11 protein-coding genes are annotated in these 19,900 nt (G+C 73.0%); 8 read left to right on the top strand and 3 right to left on the bottom strand.

Annotation, left to right across the window (positions count from 1 at the left end; translation table 11 throughout):
- Positions 1–31 precede the first annotated feature (31 nt).
- From EV385_RS31820 to EV385_RS31840, 5 genes are all read left to right on the top strand, one after another.
- Positions 32–964, top strand: a complete 933-nt coding sequence (locus tag EV385_RS31820; protein ID WP_130512796.1) for a hypothetical protein — start codon at positions 32–34, stop codon at positions 962–964.
- A gap of 357 nt (positions 965–1,321) precedes the next feature.
- A complete protein-coding gene (locus EV385_RS31825; protein WP_130512797.1) occupies positions 1,322–3,181 on the top strand; it encodes a stealth family protein in 1,860 nt (619 codons plus the stop codon).
- Positions 3,178–4,230, top strand: a complete 1,053-nt coding sequence (locus tag EV385_RS31830; RefSeq protein ID WP_130512798.1) for a hypothetical protein — start codon at positions 3,178–3,180, stop codon at positions 4,228–4,230. Before EV385_RS31825 ends, EV385_RS31830 begins: the two co-directional genes overlap by 4 nt.
- 90 nt (positions 4,231–4,320) lie before the next feature.
- Complete coding sequence (locus EV385_RS31835; protein ID WP_130512799.1) at positions 4,321–7,170, top strand: stealth conserved region 3 domain-containing protein; 2,850 nt, start codon at positions 4,321–4,323, stop codon at positions 7,168–7,170.
- Positions 7,167–8,675 (top strand): glycosyltransferase family 39 protein, encoded by a 1,509-nt coding sequence (locus EV385_RS31840; RefSeq protein ID WP_130512800.1) that lies wholly within the window; start codon positions 7,167–7,169, stop codon positions 8,673–8,675. Before EV385_RS31835 ends, EV385_RS31840 begins: the two co-directional genes overlap by 4 nt.
- 84 nt (positions 8,676–8,759) lie before the next feature.
- Here the strand turns inward: EV385_RS31840 and EV385_RS31845 are convergent, their stop codons facing one another.
- Complete coding sequence (locus tag EV385_RS31845; RefSeq protein ID WP_130512801.1) at positions 8,760–10,862, bottom strand: DUF8189 domain-containing protein; 2,103 nt, start codon at positions 10,860–10,862, stop codon at positions 8,760–8,762.
- A gap of 29 nt (positions 10,863–10,891) precedes the next feature.
- Between EV385_RS31845 and EV385_RS34150 the strand changes: the two genes are divergently transcribed.
- Both EV385_RS34150 and EV385_RS31850 read left to right on the top strand, forming a co-directional pair.
- Positions 10,892–11,044, top strand: coding sequence for a hypothetical protein (locus EV385_RS34150; protein ID WP_165449676.1), 153 nt, complete (start codon positions 10,892–10,894; stop codon positions 11,042–11,044).
- Positions 11,041–12,246: an FAD-dependent monooxygenase gene (locus EV385_RS31850; RefSeq protein ID WP_130512802.1), complete on the top strand. Its 1,206-nt coding sequence runs from the start codon at positions 11,041–11,043 to the stop codon at positions 12,244–12,246. The genes EV385_RS34150 and EV385_RS31850 overlap by 4 nt, the downstream gene beginning before the upstream one ends.
- A 5-nt stretch (positions 12,247–12,251) precedes the next feature.
- On the opposite strand, the gene EV385_RS31855 is transcribed toward EV385_RS31850, so the two are convergent.
- Positions 12,252–14,003: an alpha/beta hydrolase gene (locus tag EV385_RS31855; protein WP_341273983.1), complete on the bottom strand. Its 1,752-nt coding sequence runs from the start codon at positions 14,001–14,003 to the stop codon at positions 12,252–12,254.
- Positions 14,004–14,275: 272 nt separating this feature from the next.
- Between EV385_RS31855 and EV385_RS31860 the strand changes: the two genes are divergently transcribed.
- Positions 14,276–17,566: an Ig-like domain-containing protein gene (locus EV385_RS31860; RefSeq protein WP_130512804.1), complete on the top strand. Its 3,291-nt coding sequence runs from the start codon at positions 14,276–14,278 to the stop codon at positions 17,564–17,566.
- Positions 17,567–17,645: 79 nt separating this feature from the next.
- On the opposite strand, the gene EV385_RS31865 is transcribed toward EV385_RS31860, so the two are convergent.
- Positions 17,646–19,628: a SpoIIE family protein phosphatase gene (locus tag EV385_RS31865; protein WP_130512805.1), complete on the bottom strand. Its 1,983-nt coding sequence runs from the start codon at positions 19,626–19,628 to the stop codon at positions 17,646–17,648.
- Between the last annotated feature and the right edge of the window lie 272 nt (positions 19,629–19,900).

The raw sequence follows: 19,900 nt of genomic DNA on the forward strand, positions 1-19,900 counted from the left end.
GCAGCAGTATCCACGGCAGAGCGACAGGTTCGTGAAGTCGTACCGGTATCTGCGCTCCGCCCTGGTCGGCCTGTTGCTCTGCCTCGGGGTGGCGGTGTTCTTCCAGACCGCGAAGCAGGGTCTGCACCCGCTGGCCTCGGTCAGCGCCTACTACTACACCCCCGCCCAGGCGATCTTCGTCGGCGCGCTCATCGGCATGGCCGTCTGCATGATCGCGTTGCAGGGCACCACCGGCGTCGAGGAGATGTTCCTGAACCTGGGTGGCATGTGCGCCGCGGTCGTCGCGATCGTGCCCACCTCCCGGGGCGAGGACTACCGCACCGCGGTCGACGCCTGCGCGGACGCGGCCGGCCCGCTGATGACCGAGAAGGCGGCGGGCGGCGCGGACTGCCCCACGGTCCTGGCGCTGGCCGACGCCACCCGGGCCAATGTGGAGAACAACATGGTCGCGCTGCTGGCCGTGGGCCTGCTCGGGCTGGTCGCCGCGGTGCTGTTCGCGCGCCGCGACGGCGCGACCGGCCGGGGCTTCCGGTGGGCGTTCGCGGTGGCCGCGACGGCGTACGCGGCGGCGGGTGTCGCGTTCGCGGTGAGCGTCTCGTGGTTCGTCGACTACGCCCACTACGTCTCCGCGATCGGCCTGTTCCTGTGCATCATCGTGGTGACGGTGGCCAACGCGCTGCGGCACGGGGGCACCGGGTCCGGCGGCGCCGCAGGGGTGGCGCGGACACTGAGGGCCGCGGGCGGTGTCCTGGTCCGGCCGCCGCACCGCTTCGACCGGTACGCCTGGATCGCGTGGGCCATGGTGGTGGTCGCGGTGGCCGGTGCCGTACTGGTGATCGTCAATGCCTTCGCGCTGTTCTGGCTCGAGATCGCCGTGGCCCTGCTGTTCGCCGTGTTCTGGACGGTGCAGACCATCGAGCAGCTGCCGCGGCCGGTCGCCGCGGCGGGCACCGACCCGGCCTGACGGGGCACCCGCCGGGCGGATCGGCGCTCCGTACCCGATTCGTCGCGCGCTGTCGGGTTGGCGAGGCGCGGTCCAGCCAATCAGGCTAATCGCTCTTATACGCATTCATACGTTACGACCGGTCGATTCCCCCCAGGGCTCTCCGTGTCAGCGCGTCGCATCTAAATCAGCTTAAGCGCGGACATGTCACCCCGACTTTTCGGGCATCTCTGTCACCCGATCACCATGAGCTAGTCACGTAGAGAGACGAGTTTGTTTCACTCGCGTCTAGTTACTAGATTCGGGGCCCACCACGGAAAGTGGCAGACGTAACGGGGGTCCGACCGAGATGTGTCACGTCACCCCGGAGAGCGCGGAATGATCGCCCTCCGGCTCTACCGACTGCTGCCGAAGAGCCACCGCCTGCGGATGCTGGAGGTGCTCCCGCCCCACCGGCAACTCTGGCTGGTGCGCCGGCTCACGCGCCAGCGCGCGCTGGGCCGCCCCGCGCAGCCCGGTGCCCTCATTCGCGCGCGCGACCGGGGCCGGACCATCCGCGCCCGCGTGGTGAACGACATGACCCCGGCGGCGGCGTGGCGGCAGAACCTGGACGTGGTGACCGGGGCCCTGGACCGTGCCGGAATTGACTACTTCTGCGTGCGTCCGCTGCAGCACACACACAGCGTTGTTGCAGTCAATGCTACGGACAGTAAGCGGACGCTCGACGCGTTGCGTACCGATGAGCAACTGCGCGGGGCTCAGGTGCTGGTGGGCCGGATCGACGACGAGGGCTTCCGGGCCGGACGGCACCTCAGGAACGGCATCCAGGTCCACTTCCCGATCACCGACCCCAGGGGCACCACGGTCCTCGGCAGTGGTTCGGCCTGCGAGATCGAGCTCTGGCGGGAGGTGCCCAGCCAGCTCGGCGAGCCCGCCACGATCGTCGGCCCCCGGCGCAACCGGGTGGCCAGCACACTGCCCCTGCAGGGCGAGCCGGCCCAGGTGGAGGCGGCGGCCCTCAACAGCATGCTGCCGCCCGACGGCGGCGCCCGGTACCGCTCCCGGTCGGAGTTCGCCGTCCCGCTGCCCGACGACGTCCGCTTCCCCATCGACGCGGTCTTCACCTGGGTCGACGGCGACGATCCGGACTGGCGGGAACGGAAGAACGCCGCCCTCACGGCATTCGGCCACCAGAAGATCAACACGATCGCCACGAACCACTCCCGGTTCATCAGCCGCGACGAACTGAAGTACGCGCTGCGCTCGATCGTCTCCTTCGCCCCGTGGATCAGGCACATCTACCTGGTGACCGACGACCAGATCCCGCCGTGGCTGGACGCTTCCGCGCCCGGGCTGACCGTCGTCAGCCACCGCGAGCTGTTCGGCGACACCGGCGTGCTGCCGACCTTCAACTCGCACGCCATCGAATCCCGGCTGCACCTCATTCCGGGCCTCGCCGAGCACTTCATCTACTTCAACGACGACATGTTCATCGGCCGGCCGATCGCACCGACGGCGTTCTTCCACGCCAACGGCATCGCGAAGTTCTTCCTGTCGTCCGCGCAGCTCGAAGCCGGCCCGGCCACGATCTACGACGCGCCGGTCACCGCGGCCGGCAAGAACAACCGGCGGCACATCCTGGAGCGGTTCGGCCGCGCCATCAGCCAGAAGATGCAGCACGTCCCGTACCCGCTGCAGAAGAGCGTGCTGCAGGAGATCGAGGACACGTACTCCGAGGACGTGCTGCAGACCGCGTCGCACCCGTTCCGGCACCCCGAGGACCTGTCGATCCCGTCGTCGCTGCAGCACTACTGGTCGTACCTGACCGGGCGGGCCGTGCCGGGTCAGATCAAGTACACGTACGCCGATCTCGCGCACCCGTCGACGCCGGTCCAGCTCGCGTTCCTGCTGGCGCGGCGGCACTGCGACGTCTTCTGCCTCAACGACACCGACTCGGCGACGGTGGCTCTCGGCGAGCAGGAGGCCATGATGGAGGGCTTCCTGCCGCAGTACTTCCCGTTCCGTTCCCCCTTCGAACTGCCCGACGACGTCGCGGCCGCCCGGGCGGAGTTCAGCGCCACCGAACTGGCCAGGGCCGGGCGGGCCGGCCAGCCGGTCCTGCCCCGGCAGCTCGCCGCCGCCGCGGCGGAGACGCGTTCCGCCACGCCGTCCACCGTCGACGAATCCCCGGGGCGCGGCGAGACCGGCAGCCGGCGGCAGAAGCAGGAGTCAGCGTGAAACCCGCAGCACCGATCGGCCCCGCGTCCGGCAGGCCGGGAGTGATGCGCAAAATCGCCGCCCGGGCCCGGCGAAGCGCGGGTGCGCTGCCCACCGCGTGGCAGGCCGCCCGTGCGCTGCTGCCGACCCGGCCACTGAGGAACACCGCCGACGTGCGCTACGCGGCCGTCCTCGACGGCCGGACGCTGAACCTGGACATCGCGCTGCCCGCCGGCACGGCGACCCCGCCCCGCGACGCGGCGATCGTCTTCACCGGTCGCCGGCACCGGCACACCGCCCCCGCCCGCATCCGGACGGTCGAGGACGGCGTGGTCCGCCTGTCCGCGACCGTCCTGCTCGGCGAGGACGGCGTCGGTGTGCACACCGAGGGCCAGTGGCAGCTCTCCTGCGTGATCACCGACGCGGCGGGCAGGCGCAGCACCCATCCCCTGATCGGCGCGCCCGAACCGCGTTGGCCGTCCGACGGCCCGACCATGCTGGCGCCGCTGTGCCCCCGCACCGGCCGCAGGTACGAGGTGATGACGCTCCCGGACGGCCGGACCGGCCTGACCGTGCGGCGTTCGGGACGCCTCGCCGAGGTGGTCGACATCCGCGCGGGCTGGACCGGTAACGCGCTGGAGATCCGGACCACCGGATTCCGGTACGGCCGGGCACCGGAGCTGCGGTTCACCCTGCGCGACGACGGCGCCACCCACACCGTGACGACCACGCTCGACGGCGACCGGATCTTCGCTGATCTGCCGGTGCAGCGGCTCGCGGAGACGGTGACCACGCAGGAACGGCTGTGGGACCTGCACCTGATCGCCGACGGGCGCACCGTGCGGCTCAACAGCGTGCTCACCGACCTGACCCGGCCCAAGACGGTGTTGCGCCCACCGACGAGCATCGTCTCGGTCGGCAGCGGCGTGGCCGTCCGCGTCCGGCCGTACTTCACCCCGCGCGGTCATCTCGTGCTGGCCTGCCTGCGGCTCGCGTCCGCGCCGGCCCCCCGCCCGGCATCCGACGACCCGGAGATCATCCCGGCCGGGGCACGGACACGTACTGACTGAGGAACAGACCAACGGTTCCGGGTCGGCCGGCCCGGACCACGTACCCGGCGGCCGTACTCGCGCGGATCGCAAGCTTCGGAAAGTGGCAGCATGAAGATCACGTTTTTGCTCACCTGGGCTGACGCCGTCGGCGGCACCGAGCGCATGATCCTGCGCCAGGCCAGCTGGCTGGCCCAGCGGCACGACGTCGAGGTCGTCAGCGTCTTCAAGACCCGGTCGGCGCCGGCGTTCGAGGTCGACGACCGGGTCCGGATGACGTACCTCGTGGACGCCACGACGCAGATCCAGCGCGCCATCCACAACGACGCCCTCGACGAGCAGACCTGCCGGGCGCTCGCGGAGTCGCCGAGCACCCTGGTGGACCCGGGCTGGGAGGGTGCCTTCAACGCGCTCGCCGACCTCGAGCTGGAGCGTGTCCTGCCGGCCTCGGACACCGACGTCATCGTGTCCAGCACGCCGGCCCTGCTGGCCGTCGCCGCCACCCTGGCGCCGCAGGCCGCACTCGTACACCAGGAGCACCGGGTCACCGAGCTGCGCGGCCCGTCCGGCGGCCCGTTCCGCATCTTCACGCCCCGCGCCGACGCCGTGGTGCTGCTCTCCCAGCCGACCCGGGACTGGTTCGCCAACCTCCTGCAGGACGCCGCTCCCCGCCTGGAGATCATCGCGAACACGCTGGAGCCGGGCTACCGGCCGCTGTCGAGCCGGGCGACCGACACCATCCTCTGGGCCGGACGCCTCACCGCGGAGAAGCAGCCGCTACATGCCGTCCGGGCCTTCGCCGCGATCGCCGCCGAGCACCCCGGCTGGGTGCTGCGGTTCTACGGTGACGGCCCCGAGGCCGACCGGATCCGCCGGGAGGCCGCCGCGCACCGCCTCGGCAGCCGGGTCCAGGTCGCCGGCAACAGCCCCGTGCTCGACCAGGAGTGGGCGAAGGCGTCGATCGCGCTGCTGACCTCCCGCACCGAGTGTTTCCCGCTGGTCATCATGGAGGCGATGGCGGCCGCCGTCCCGGTCGTCGCGTACGACTGCCCGAACGGGCCGCGGGAACTGATCCGCGACGGTGAAACCGGCTTCCTCGTCGCGCCGGACGACACCGACCAGCTCGCCGCCACGCTGAGCAAGGTGATGGGCGACGCCGAACTGCGCCACCGGATGGGCGAGGCGGCGCTGGAACACACCGCACGGTTCGAGATCGACCCGATCATGCGCCGCTGGGAGGAGCTCTACACCGACCTGGTCGCCGAGCGGGCGCAGCCGGGCTGGCGGGACCGCCGGCTGCGGCGGATGGCCGCCTTCCGGGCGCAGCGGGCCGCGGCCGGCGCCCGGGACACCGCCCCCGTGGCGGGCAGCCAGAGCGCCGACGTGGAGACCTGGGCGGCGACCGTCCAGGAGTCCGTCCCGGGTCTGGTGTGGTCGAACGCGCAGCTCACCCGCGTCGAGGACGATCTGTCGGCGGCGGACGTCGCGGCGCGCAACCTCGCCTTCGCGGCCGACGCGCTCGAGGCCGCCGACGTCGACTTCTGGCTGGTGCCCAAGCCCTGGGCGACGCACACCGTGGGGGTCGCCGCGACGGACCGCGACGCCGCGATGGACGCCCTCACCAGGTACGGCACCGACCGGCCCGCCTACGGCGAATTCCTCGACCAGCGCGGCCGGGGCCTCGGCGTCAAACCCGTGATCGAGCTGCCCGGCCTGGTCGCCGCCGACCGTTCCCGGGCGGTACGGGTCTTCGAGCCGGTGGTCACCTCCGGCCGGACCCTGCGTTTCGGCAGCGTGTACGGCTGCGTAGTCGAGTTCTGGGACGAGTCCGAGGACGGCACCCGGCTGCGGGCCGTCCGCCGCACCCCGGTCGGATACTCCGTGCCCAAGGCCGCGACGACCCGGGCGTCGGCGCACGTGCAGGACCGGCGGTACCCGACCCTGGAGCCGTTCACCCGGACCATGGTGAACGACGTCGACTTCCCCATCGACGTCGTCTACACGTGGGTGGACGGCAACGACCCCGCGTGGCGCGCCAAGCGCAGCGACCGGCTCGGGACGGCCGGCGCGTCCACGGACGGCACCTCCGACGCCGCCGAGGGTTCCGCCCGCTACCGCGCCCGCGACGAGCTGCGCTACTCGTTGCGTTCGCTCGACCTGTTCGCGCCGTGGGTGCGCAACATCTGGCTGGTCACCGACGACCAGCGCCCCGCATGGCTGGACCTCGACCACCCGCGGGTGAAGGTCGTCGACCACCGGGAGATCTTCACCGATCCGGCCGCGCTGCCCACGTTCAACTCGCACGCCATCGAGAGCCAGCTGCACCACATCCCCGGCCTCGCCGAGCATTTCCTCTACCTCAACGACGACTTCTTCATCGGCCGCACCGTCCGGCCCGACACCTTCTTCACCCCCGGCGGGCTGCCGAAGTTCTTCACCTCGCCGACGCTGGTCGACCCGACGCCGATCAGCGACGACGACGAGTTCAACATCACCGCGGCGAAGAACAACCGGGATCTGTTGAACGACCGCTTCGGCAAGACGCTCACCCAGGGTCTGCTGCATGCCCCGTACGCGCTGCGGCGCGGCACGCTGACCGCGATCGAGCAGGAGTTCGCCGAGCCGTTCCAGCGCACGATGCACAGCCGGGTCCGGGCCGCCTCCGACATCTCCCTGGTGTCGTCGTTCGCCCACTACTACGGACTGATCACCGGCCGGGCGGTCACCAGCGGCGACCTGAAGGTGGGCTTCGTCAACGTGGGCCTGCGCGAGCACCACGCCCGGCTGGACCGGATGCTGCTCGCCCGCGGGCACGACGTGTTCTGCCTCAACGACTTCCACAACGCCGACGTGCCCGACGACGAACAGAGCCAGCTCATCGACGCGTTCCTGCAGGCCTACTTCCCCGTGGCCAGCCAGTTCGAGCTGGGCAGTCCCCGCAACCGCCGGTGCACCGCATGACCGGCTCCCTCGCGCCCGCCGCCACCCGGCAGGGGACGTCCACGGCCGTCCAGGCTCCCGACGCGACCCCGGCCACCACCGGGCGCGGCGGATACCGCGGATACCTGAGCCGGATCCCGGTCGCGGCCCTGGCCGCCGCGGTGACCGCGATGGTCGGCCTGCTGCGGATCGGCCGGCCGGTGCTGTGGCGCGACGAGATGGCGACCCTGAGCGCGGCGACCCGGTCGCTGCGCGACCAGATCCGCCTGGAGAGCAGCGTCGACGCGGTCTTCGGCGCGTACTACGCGCTCATGCACGTCTGGGTGAAGGTGTTCGGCACCTCGGCCTTCGCCCTGCGACTCCCGTCGGTTCTCGCGATGGCGGCGGCCGCCGCGCTGGTCGCGCAGCTCGGCACCCGGCTGTTCGACCGGCGGGCCGGTCTGCTGGCCGGCCTCGTCTTCGCCCTCGTGCCCGCCGTGTCGCGCTACGCGCAGGAGGCCCGCCCGTACGCCGGGGCGATGGCGGCCACCCTGCTGGCCACGCTGTTGCTGCTGCGGGCCGTGGAACAGCCCCGGTGGACGCGCTGGGCCGCCTACGCGGGCTCGATCCTGCTGGTCGGTGCGGCACACTTCTTCGCCCTGGACGTGCTGCTGGCCCACGCGGCGTTCGTCGGCTACCTGTTCTGGACGGGCCGCCGGGCGGTCGCGTACCAGTGGCTCGGGGCCACCACGGCGGCGGTGCTGACACTCTTGCCACTGACCCTCGTGGTCGCCCGCCAGCGCGGCCAGGTCGACTGGATCCCCGAGCTGGACTGGGAACTGGCCGGGCGCTGGCACGAGGATCTGTTCCTGAACGCCTCGGTGGGCGCCGCCGTCGTCGTGCTCGCGCTGCTGTCGCTGCGCCGCAGCGTACGGGCGAGCGTGCTGTGTCTGGCGCTGGCCGTGCTGCCGATGTTGGCGCTCGCGGCCGCGTCGCTGAGCGTCGCGCCGTTCTGGGTGCCGCGGTACGTCCTGTTCACGCTGCCGGGCTGGGCGATGCTGGCGGGCGCGACGCTGGCCCGGATCGGGCGCGTCCAGGCCGTCGCGGCGCTCACCGCGATCATGCTGTTCGGCCTGCAACAGAATCTCGAGGTACGGGCGGACAACGGCCACGACGACATCGACTACCGCGCGCTCGCGCAGATCGTCGCCGTCAACAGCGACCCGGGTGACGCGGCGTTCTACCCGCACTGGGGCCGCATCCGCGAGGGGCTCGGCTACTACCTGGCGCCGAGCCTGCACCTCGACGACGTCCTGGCCACCGGCACCGTGGCGGAAGCCGGCACGCTGGAGGCCCCGGAGTGCCGCAAGCCGAAGGAGTGCATCGGCCGGGCCGTCCGGATCTGGGTGTTCTGCGACGGCGACTGCCGCGACGAACCGGATTCCGGCTTGGAGGACGAGAAGCGGGACGCGTTGCGCGACGCCGGATTCCGGCTGCAGCAGACCTGGCGCGTGTACAGCGGCACCGCGGCGGTCTACCAGCGCTGACCGGTGGAGCGCGCGATCGACGGCGAACTGAGGCAGCTCACCGCGCCCGTGGCGCCGGCCCAGCGCGTCGCGCCCGGCTGAGGGCTACACCGACCGCCAGGCCTGCAACGCCATCGTGGCGCCCGTGCCGTCCTGGCGGGCGGTCCACAGACCCCCGTCGGCGGTGAACGCGCCCAGCACCAGAGCGCCGGAGGCGTCGACCCCCACCGAGGGCGCGTGCACGAGTTGCGGGCCGGTGCGCTTCCACTGCCCGTCGGCGAGGTCCGCCGTGTAGCGCAGCGTCAGGCTGGTGCGGCCCTCGTCGTTGCGCTGGCTGATCGCCAGCATGTCGTCGCCGTACGCCACCGCGGACAGCGGCCCGTAGCCGCCGTGCCCGCCGAGGTCGATCGGCTCGGTGTTCCACTCGCGCTTCGCGCCCTGCTGGAGGTACGCGAGGACGTTGCTGGTGTGTGCCTGCCGGACCAGCAGCACGAGCCGCCCGTCGGGCAGCCGTACGACGGTCGGTGGCCCGGCGGGCGCCGGCACGTCGAGCCGGTCCTGCTTGAAGCCGGCGCCGCCCGCCTTGCGCTGCAACCAGGTCCGGATGCCCTCATGCGTGCTGGCGAACAGCTGGATCCGGCCACCCTTGGTCGTCACGGCGGCCAGCCCGTCCTGGGTGTCCGAGCCGCGCAGGTCGGTCCAGGCGCCCCAGCCGCCCGTGGCGCTCAGCGCGCGGGTGCACACCCCGCCGAAGAAGTTGCGGACGAAGACCTGCACGCGGCCGTCCTGGTTGACCGCGACCACCGGCATGCCGATACCCCGCCGCCGGATGGGGTCGGCGCCGGGAGTGTCGGCCGGATTGCCCAGCGACGTCCACGGCCCGAACGTGCCGCCGGGCTCGACCTGCGCGGCGGTCACCAGGTCGCGCCGCTGGGCGCGGTCCGTGGCCGCCAGCGTCATCCGGACGCCGAAGATGTGCCACCGCCCGTCCGGCGACTGCGCGGCGGCCGTGTACGGCACCAGGCCCGCGCCGTCGAGCACCTGGGGCCGGCTCCAGTTCCCGCCCGCCCCCTCGGTCCACACCGCCGCCCGGGTGCCGACGACACCGAACGCGGCCAGCCGCCCGTCGGCGCCCCGGGTCAGCCAGCTCGCGCCGACCGCGTACCGGTGGTGGGTGCCCTGGCCGTACCCGACCATCGAGACCGGCTTGCCGACCTTGTAGTCGCCGCACCCGGCCGGGATGTCGCACCGACGGCCGTCACCGCCACCGTAGGTGGTCACGTAGGTCAGTTTCTCCAGCGTCTCGGCACGGCTGAGGTTCACCGGCCAACGCCGGTTGTAATAGCCCCGGTAGCTCTCGACCAGGACGCGGCGTGGACCGGCGGCGCACCACTGCTGCAGTGCCGCCCACGCGAACAGCCCGGCCGGGGTGTGGTCGATGTGATCGGAGAAATCCCCGAAGTCCGAATACTGCGGGCGGTCCGCGTCGTGCACCTGGTGGTCGGGGTCGGGGTCCAGGGTCCGCACCAGCGTGGGCTGGTAGCGGTCCAGCAGCTCGACCAGGGTCTTCAACAGGGAGGCGCGGGTGTACGGCCGGGCGCCAGTCGCCGCCGAACCGGGCACGGTGATCACCGGCTGCTCGTCCGTCTCGCCGGTCCACAGCGTACGGAGCCGGGCCGGCCGGCCGCCCGGGGCGCGGCCCCCGTCCTGCCACATGTTCAGCAGGATCAGCTGGATCCGGGGCGCGGCCCGCAGCGTGCAGAGTTCGGCCACGGCGCCGGACGCCAGGACCAGCCTGGTGTGATCCCAGGGGCTGGCCGGATCCCCGGTCGCGCGCCGGGCGTACGCCGCGCGCAGGCCGTTGTAGCGGGCGGCCACGTACTCGGGGAACCTGACCGGTGTGGTGGCCGCGGCCGGGTCGCCGTCGAGGACGTTCTTCCCGTCGGCCTCGGCGCCGGTGAGGCAGATGGTCACCAGGCGACCGGCGCCGTCGATGGCCCGGAACAGGTCCGGGGAGAGGAAGTACAGGTCGTCGTCGGGGTGGGCGATCACGTGCACCTGGTTGGCCGGCACCGGAACGACGGGATCATCGTCGCCGGCCGGGGCCGATCGGCGGTGGCCCAGCGCGACGCCGAGGCCGGTGACCGCGGCCGCGCCACCCAGGGCGGAGCCGATGATCAAACTCCGCCGCGAGATCGCCGCTCTCATGAGCCCCCGTTTCACCACAGTCCCAGCCGATGCGCGGGCAACCGGTCCGCCACGCGCCGGAAATCTACCAGCAGGTCACCGCCGGGGTGGTAACGGCATTCACCGAGGTCGCTGCCAGCTCGCGGCGAACCGGCGCCGTGTCCGCCGGGCGGGCACCCGGCGGCGGTACGGTGCACCCGTGAAGGTGCTCATTTCGGGCGCCAGCGTGGCCGGTCCGACGCTGGCGTACTGGCTGCACCGGTTCGGATTCGAGCCGACCGTGGTCGAGCGGACGCCGCAGCTGCGCCGGGGCCTGGGCGGGCACGCCGTGGACCTGTTCGGCCCCGCCGTCGACGTGGTCGACCGGATGGGCCTGCTGCCGACGGTCACCGAGGCGCGGACCCGGACCGAGCAGATCTCGTTCGTACGGCCGGGCCGGACGCCGATCGACGTGGACATGCGCGGCCTGGTGGGCATGATCGCCGACCGGCACGTGGAGATCATGCGGGGCGAGCTGGCGTCGATCCTGTACGAGGCGACCCGCCACGACGTCGAATACGTCTTCGGCGACTCCATCAAGGCCATGGACAGCTCCGGCGACGGCGTCCGGGTCAGTTTCGAACGCGGGCCCGCCCGCCGTTTCGACCTCGTGGTCGGCGCCGACGGCCTGCACTCCAACGTGCGCGGCCTGACCTTCGGCGACGCGGGGCGCTTCCGCCGCTACATCGGCGGCTACCTCGCCGTGTACACCGTGCCGAACCATCTGCGGCTGGACGGCCGGATGCTGACCTACCTGGCGCCCGGGAGGCTGGCGGGCCTCTACCCCGTCTGGCAGACCGGGGCGGCGCGGGCCACGTTCCTGTTCCGGCGCGCCGAGGAGTTCCACTACCACCACCGCGACCTCGACCGGCAGCGCACGCTGCTGCGGGAGAGCTTCGCGGGCGACGGGTGGGAGGTGCCGCGCCTGCTGGCCGAGCTGGACGCGGCGGACGACTTCTACCTCGACTCGATCAGCCAGGTCGTCATGGACACCTGGTCGCGCGGGCGGGTCACGCTGGTCGGCGACGCGGGCTACTCCCCCGGCCCGGCGGTCGGCGGCGGCACCAGCACCGCGGTGGTCGGCGCGTACGTCCTCGCCGGTGAGCTGCGCGCCGCCGACGGCGACCACGACACCGCGTTCCCGGCGTACGAGCGGGAGATCGGTGAGCTGGTGCGGCGCGGGCACGCCATGGGGCCGGCCATGATGAAGACGCTGATCCCGCGTACCGCTCAGCAGGCGTGGCTGACCCCGCGCGGGGCGTGGCTGCTGCCGAGGCTGCCCGCGCCGCTGCAGCGCGGCCTGCTCTCACTGCAGGGCGGCCCGGTCCGCGCGCTGAGCGCGGTGCGGCTCAAACGGTACGGCTGAGCGGTTCAGCGACCGAGCCCCGCGACGCCCGGAAGGCGCGCGTCGACCGGCGGGAGCTTCTTCGGCGCGTTCTTGGCCGGGTGCGGGCGCACGGTGAACGCTTCGGCGCCCGGCGCGGGGTGGGTGGCGGCGCCCTGGGCGGCGGCCGGCACCCCGGCGAAGGGCTGGATGTCACCGGTGCACACCGTCCCGGCCGGGGGCAACTCCCGCCGCACCAGGTACGCGTCCACCGCGTCGGTCACACACGCCGACGTGCCGTACGCGGTGTGTCCCCAGCTGTCGCTGGACAGCAGGCGGCTGCCGGGCAGCAGCTTCGACGCGCTGACCGCCTCCCGGTAGTTGGTGGCCGGGTCGTAGTAGTCGCCGACGAACAGCACGGGCGCGCTGGTGCGCCGGTCGAACGGCCCGGTGTACGCGTCCTCGTCGCGCACCGTCCAGCTGTCGCGGGCGCACGCCACGGTGCCCCACGCCCACGCCCGCCCGAAGTACGGCGCCCGCCGGTCGGAGTGCGCGGCGCGCGCGGGCCACCCCGCCGCGTCCGCGGGGTTCTGGGTGTCCGTGCAGGTGACCCCGAGGAAGGCCTCCAGGCTGTTGTCGTACGGGAAGTCGCGCCCCGGCCGCCGGTCGCGCAGCCCGTGCAGTTGCGCCGCCAGCGCGTGCCGGGCCCGGCGCCGTGCCGCCGCGTCCGTGCCGGCCGGTGGCTCGGTGAGCAGCAGCAGGTTCAGCGCCATGGTGACGATGCCGTCGTAGCCGGCCGGGTCGTACAGCATGACCAGGGTGCTGGCGACGAAGTCGGCGTAGGTCACCGTCGTGGTGCCCAGGTCCGGGTCCTCGTAGACCAGCGGCTCCGCCCGCAGCCGGCGGGCGATCAGGGCGAAGTTGGCCACCGGGTCGCCGAGCGCGAACACGCAGGCGGTGCCGCCCGCCCGGTCGCAGCGCACGAGGATCTCGTGCAGCGCCTTGTACGCCCCGTCCGCCGAGCGCAGCCGGTCGTCGAGGATGGTGTCGCGGGTGGCGGCCGTGCCGGTCCACGAGATCGGGTTGATGACCCCGTCGAGGGCCAGCGCGCGGACCCGGTCGGGGAACATGTTGGCGTAGTACTGGCCGAGCGCGGTGCCGTAACTGAAGCCCAGATATGTCAGCTTCTGGTCGCCGACCGCGCGGCGCAGCACGTCCATGTCCCGGGCGACCTGGGCGGTCGACATCGCGCCGCTCAGCGGGCGCCCCGTGCTGGAGCACGCCCGGCCGTACTGTTCGGCGGAGGTGACGTAGGCCTTCTCCTGCGCCCGGGTGACGGGGAACGGGACGTTGAGCCCGGCCAGCGTCGCGCTCTGCTCGCGTGGGGACCGGAAACACTTCACGTTGTCGCTGAAGCCGATGCCGCGCGGGTCGAAGCCGACGATGTCGAAGCGGTCGAGCACGCTGTCGCCCAGGAAGTACGGCGCGAAGTAGGCGATCGCGGTGCCCTGGCCGCCCGGGCCGCCCGGGTTGACGAACAGCGTGCCGATCCGGTGGCGCTGGTCGCGGGCCTTGACCCGGAGTACGGCCAGTTCCACCTGGGCGCCCGTGGGCTGGTCGTAGTCCAGGGGCACGTCGACCGTCGTGCACTCGGCGTAGTCGAGGCAGCGGTACCAGTCCAGGCCGGGGGTGGGCACTCCGTCCACGCGCCGGGCCTCGAGCGCGCTGGTGCGATCGGTCGGTGCGCCGACGGCCGCGGCGGCGGGTGCCACCGGCGCCGCAAGCAAGGTGGCGAGCACGGCCGCGACGATGCCGAGGGGCCGTCGCGAGATTGTCCGTGGCGAGGGCATGCCGGAAGGCGGCACAGTTGCGGGACGCAGGGACATGCGCGCGCCTTTCTGCTTGCTCCGTTGGCGAACGTACCCGGTTCCGGTCGCGCCGGAGGGCATTACCCGGATGCGGTCGCCCGCACGTGACCTGCGGGAAACAGGATGCATCTTGAGGTCATCTTGAGCTGATCTTTAGGTGGCATTGCGTCAAGGCGGCGCCCGGTCGATCCGATGAAGAGCTCATGATCGTTCGCCTGCTTGCGCACGCCGCGGCCGCGCCTCTCGCCGTCGGCGGCATGATGTTCATGCCGACCGCCGCGCTGGCCGCCGCCCCGGCCGCCTACACGACGACCGTGCTCGGCACCTACACCCAGGTGCTGCCGGACGACATCAGCCCCGCTCCGGGGACGTCGGCCGCGCCCACCGCGATGGTGACCATCGGTGACACGATCGTGCGGCTGCCCGCGGGAACCACCGCGGGCCTGGCCAGCGGCGCCGAGGTCGCGGTCACCGTCTCCGCGCCGGTGAGCGCCGACACCACCGCCGAGGTGGCGGCCGCGGTGGCCACCGGCCAGGCGACCGTCCTGAGCACCACCGCCGCCGGCGGCGTCGCGCCCATCGCGGCGTCGGTCGCGGGGGCACACAGCCTGACCGTGGTGCCGGTGTACTGGGGCGCCAAGGACGCGCAGACCACCACCACGCTGCGCGCCACCGCGGACAAGGTCGCCGCGTACTGGAGCGCGCAGACCGACGGCGGGATCACCATCAGCACGATCGACGTCCGGGACTGGACGGTCATCCCGAAGCCGGCGTCGTGCAACGACTACGGCGCGGCCACCAACGCGGCGCTCGCCGCGACCGGCGTGTCGGGGGCGACCCTGCGCAACCACGTGCTGCTGTACTGGCCCCGGATGGGCTGCTCCTGGGCGGGCCTGGGCTCGGTCGGCGGCGGCAACATCTGGATCGACGGCACCACCGCGCCGGACGTCTGGGAACACGAGTTCGGCCACAACCTGGGCCTGTCGCACGCCAACGCCGCCACCTGCGGCTCGGTGCCGCTGAGCGCCAGCTGCACCGTCCGCGAGTACGACGACCGGGACGTGATGGGCTTCGGCCGCGGCGGCGACGGCTACAACCTCAACTCCGCGCTCGCCGACGTGCTGGGCGCCCTCACGAACCCCGCGGTGGGTGTGGACGGCACGGTCGTCACGCTGCCCCCGATCACCTCGGTCTCGCAGACCCGCGCCCTGAAGATCCCGCTGACCGGCTCCACGCTGTACGTGGACTACCGGCCGCAGACCGGCCGGGACGCCGGTCTGCCCGCCGGCTGGGCCGGGGTCCAGGTCCACCAGCGGCTGACGGACAAGATCGACTCGCGAAGCCTCAACATGAACCCGGCAGTCGCGGACTCGCGGGCGATGCCGGTCGGCAAGGCGTGGGCGATCCCCGGCACGCTACTGACGCTGACCGTCGAAGAGGTCACCGCGAGCGGCGCCCGGGTACGGGTCGGCAACATCTACAACGACACCACCGCCCCGTCCACCCCGGCCGCCCCGACCGTCACCGGGACCGCCAAGTCCGGCGAGTACGTCGCCGGGCCGGTGAAGTTCTCCTGGCCCGCGGTGACCGACGCGGAATCGGGCGTCGCCGAGTACCGGGTCTCGATCAACGGCCAGACCACGGTCACCAAGACCCCCAGCCTCAGCGTGCCCGCGCTCACCGGCACCGTGGCCGTCAGCGTCACCGCCGTGAACAAGGTCGGCAAGGTGAGTGCTGCCAGCCCGACGGTGACCGTCCGCGGGGACAACACCGCGCCGAGCACCCCGGCCCTCACGACGCCGAGCAACGCGGCGACCGTGGGCAACGCGCCCCGCCTCGCCTGGAGCGCCGCCACCGACGACGGCGCCGGCCTGGACCGCTACGAGCTGTTCCTGGACAAGTCGAAGGTCGGCACCGCCGATCGCGCGGCCACCTCCGCCACGGTCACCCTGCCCGGGACCGCCCTCAACGGCCAGCACACGCTGTCCGTGGTGGCCGTCGACAAGGTCGGCAACCGCTCCGCAGCGGACGCCCGCACCGTGGTGCTGGCCAAGGCCACCGTGCCCGCCCCGACCAAGCCCACGATCACCAACGACGCGTCGGGCACGAAGATCTCGTGGACGCCGCCCGCCCAGGCGGCCGCCGGGTACGACGTGCTCGTCGACGGGGTGGTCCGCGAAGGGCTGGCGGGCAGCGCGACGTCCTGGACGCTGGCGACCGGCGCGGCCACCGAAGGGGCACACCAGCTGGGCGTCCGGGCCCGTGACTCGGTCGGCAACGCCTCGGCCGTGATCGTCGCCAAGGGCACCCTGGACACCTCCGCGCCCACCCAGCCCAAGGTGGCCCCACCCGCGGTCAGCACGTTCACCGGCAACCTCGCCCGAATCACGTGGGCCACGGCGACCGACGCCCAGTCAGGCATCGGCAAGTACGCGGTGCTGGTCGACGACGTCGAGGTCATGCGGACCCTGGGCACGGTCAGGTCGGCTTCCGTACCGGTACCCGACGGTGAACACCGGATCAAGGTGGTCGCGATCAACGGCAACGGGCTGCCCTCGGCGGACGCCGACGCACTCGGCGTCACCGTGACGGCCACCCCGACGGCGCCGACTCCCGCGAAGATCACCGCACCGGCGGCCAACGCGGCCATCAGCGCGCAGAGCACCACGGTCACCTGGGCGGCGGCCGTGGACCCGGGCGGCCTCGACCACTACGAGGTGCAGGTGGACGGCGTGACGGCGGCGACGTCGACCACGACCAGCGCGAGCGTGTCGCTGGACGCCGGACCGCACAGCCTCAAGGTGGTCGCCGTGGACAAGAGCGGGCTGACGAGCGCCTCGGCGGTGGTCGCCATCACCGTGGACCGGACCGCACCGACCGTCTCCACCCCGGCCGTCACGCTGCGGGCGGGCGCTGCGGGCGCGGGTGTGCCGGTGATCGTGACGGCGACCGCCACCGACCCGAGCGCGATCTGCGCGGTCACCGTCGCCGTCGACGGCACGCCGAAGGTCACGGGCAAGACCGGCACCGTCCGGGTCGAGACCATGCTGCCCCGGGCGTCGTCGGCCACCGTGACGGTGACGGCGACCGACTGCGCCGGCAACTCGGCCGTGGGGACCCGTGAGGTCAGCCTGACCTCGGCCGCAGAATCGGCGGGCCAGTTCGCCGGTACGTGGGCGGTGGCGCAGGCCGCCGGCTACCTCGACGGGGCGGCCCGCACGACCACGGCGGCAAACGCGTCGGTGAGCTGGAGCTTCACCGGCACCCAGGCCGCCTGGATCGGCTCGCGCAGCGCGACCGGGTACGGCGTGGCGTACGTCTACCTCGACGACAGGAAGGTGGCCACCGTGGACACCAAGGCCACCACGGCCCTGGACAAGCAGGTGCTGTGGGCCGGCACCACCACCCCGGGTGAACACACCCTCAAGATCGTGGCGGTGGGCACCCCGGATCGCCCGAAGGTCGTCGTGGACGGGTTCACCAGCCTGAGCTGACCTCCCACACGGACGGGTCCGCCGACCCCCGGCCAGGACAGCCGGGGACGGCGGACCCGTCCGGATATGCGCCGCCCGGCTACCCGGACGCGGGGTCGGCCGACGTGTGTGCCAGCGCGGTCAACGCGAGGACGTGCTGCGCGGGGCTGCCCGGCGCGGCGTACAGGCGCAGGAGTCCGCCGTGCTCGCGGCTGCGGCGCAGCGCGTCCTGCAACCCCGCCACGCCCACACTGGACAGCAGCGTGACACCGGTCAGGTCGACGGTCAGCGACCGGGTACCGTGCCGGGTCAGCCGTTGCAGGGCCGAGGTCAGTTGCCCGGCGGTGGCGGCCGTGATCGGGCCGTCGACCCGGACACGCGGCCCCGGGGCGGACGGCTCGTCCAGGATCAGCAGCAGGTCGGAGTCGCGCGGCGGGCGGACACCCGGGACACCGGCGGTGACCTCGTCGAGGGTGAGCAGGCGGCCCGGCGTACTCAAGGCATGCCGGATCTCGGCGGTCGTGCCGTGCGCGGACGGACGCAGCCGGAGGGAGTCGACGAGCTGGTCGGCCAGCACCAGACCGAGACCGCCGGTCCGCCCGCTCGTCGCGGGTGGCCGTTCCTGCCAGCGCCCCTGGTCGGACACCTCGATCCGGGCCGCGCCGTCCGGCGCCAGCTCCGCCGCCAGCGTGACCTCCCCGGCCTCCTGCCCGGCGTACGCGTGCTCGACGCAGTTGGTGACCAGCTCCCCCACGGCGTGCCGCATCGCGGAGACGTCCTGCGAACCCACGCCGAGCTGCTGCAGCCATCCGCCGACGGCCCGGTACGCCTGCGCGATCACCCCGGGCCGGGCGGGCAGCCGCAGCCGCAGCGGCGGCGGCGGCGCCACCCGCTGCACCGCCAGCATCGTCACGTCGTCGGTGTGCGATGCCTGGCGCACCAGCAGCTCCAGGGTCTGGGTGCACACCCGCTGCACCGCGGACAGCCCGGAGCCGAGCAGCACCCGGTCCGCGGCGGCGTCCGCGGCGACCTGGGCGACCTCGACGAGGCTGCCGGCGTGGTCGCGGCCGGGCCGCTCGATCAGCCCATCGGTGAACAGCACCAGCAGGTCACCCTCGGCCAGCCGGGCCGTGCCCACCGGGAACGTCGCGTCGCCGCCGAGCGGCCCCGCACCGGTCGAGGGCAGGTACCGGCCGGGGCCGTCCCCGTTGATCAGCAGCGGCGGCGGGTGCCCGGCGGTGCAGTACGTGACCGCCCCGTCGGCCGGGTCGAGCACGGCCACGCACACGGTCGCCGCCCGCGCCCCCGGGGTGCGCCGCGCCAGCCGATCCACCGCCGCCAGCGCCCCCGCGATGTCCCCGTCCCCCAGCAAGCGGTCCTGCAGGACCGCGCGCAGCTGCCCCATCACCGCCGACGCCGCGACGCCGTGGCCCACCACGTCCCCCACGGTCAGCGCCACCCGCCCGCCGGGCATCGCGACGGCGTCGAACCAGTCGCCACCGGCCGCCGTGTCCGCGTCGGCCAGCAGGTACGTGGCGGCCAGCCGGGCGCCCGGCAGCACCGGCAGCCCCGCCGGCAGCAGCTCCCGCTGCAGGGTGACGATGGTGTCGCGGGCGGCGGCGTAGCGGCGTTCGGCGACCTCGGCGCGTTCCTGCGCGGCCTGCCGTTCGAGCACCCGTTGCGTCACGTCCAGGCTGACCAGCGTCGTGCCGACGATCTCGCCGTCCGGGCCCCGCCACGGGGTGACCGTGAAGTCGTAGTACCCGTCCGTCCGGACGCCCTCGACGTCCATCTGCACGTGCCATTCCCGGGCCACCTGCTGCTGGCCGGTCCGGTACACCCGGTCGTACATCTCGTAGACCTGCTGGCCCTTCATCTCCGGGAAGGCCTCGACGAGGGTCTGGCCCACGTGCCCGGTGCGGCCCGTGGTCGCCCGGAACGCGGCGTTGGCGGCCACGATGCGATGCTCCGGGCCCGCCATGCCGAGCAGCAGCACCGGCATCTCGTCGAAGACCGCCCGTACGGTGTCGGCGTCCCCGACCTCGCCGGCCCAGTCTCCGTCGCGCCTCGGCACACTCGCCATGAGCCCTCCACCGGTCCGCCGGTCACCCTTGTGCCCGGCGAACGCGGCACGCCGGTGTGCGACCGGGCTGAGTGCGGGCCGCGGTACCCGCGTTCCTATCACGACACAGCGCCCGTGCGAACCGTCGCGGGCCGGGGGTAACCCCACGGCCTGACGGGTAGGGCGGCCACCAGGGCGACCACCCGGTATTGATCAGGGCCGCTGCAACCGGTCGCGCGTTCGCCCGCCCGGCGGAAAAGCCCGGCCGCGCGCTCCGGGGATCCGTCGGAGCG

Source organism: Krasilnikovia cinnamomea, from assembly GCF_004217545.1.
Classification (GTDB): Bacteria; Actinomycetota; Actinomycetes; order Mycobacteriales; family Micromonosporaceae; genus Actinoplanes; species Actinoplanes cinnamomeus.

Coding starts and splice junctions, on each gene's coding strand:
- EV385_RS31825 (WP_130512797.1), top strand. CDS start 1,322: ATGATCGCCCTCCGGCTCTACCGACTGCTGCCGAAGAGCCACCGCCTG.
- EV385_RS31835 (WP_130512799.1), top strand. CDS start 4,321: ATGAAGATCACGTTTTTGCTCACCTGGGCTGACGCCGTCGGCGGCACC.
- EV385_RS31865 (WP_130512805.1), bottom strand. CDS start 19,628: ATGGCGAGTGTGCCGAGGCGCGACGGAGACTGGGCCGGCGAGGTCGGG.
- EV385_RS34150 (WP_165449676.1), top strand. CDS start 10,892: ATGCGCGGGCAACCGGTCCGCCACGCGCCGGAAATCTACCAGCAGGTC.
- EV385_RS31845 (WP_130512801.1), bottom strand. CDS start 10,862: ATGAGAGCGGCGATCTCGCGGCGGAGTTTGATCATCGGCTCCGCCCTG.
- EV385_RS31840 (WP_130512800.1), top strand. CDS start 7,167: ATGACCGGCTCCCTCGCGCCCGCCGCCACCCGGCAGGGGACGTCCACG.
- EV385_RS31860 (WP_130512804.1), top strand. CDS start 14,276: ATGATCGTTCGCCTGCTTGCGCACGCCGCGGCCGCGCCTCTCGCCGTC.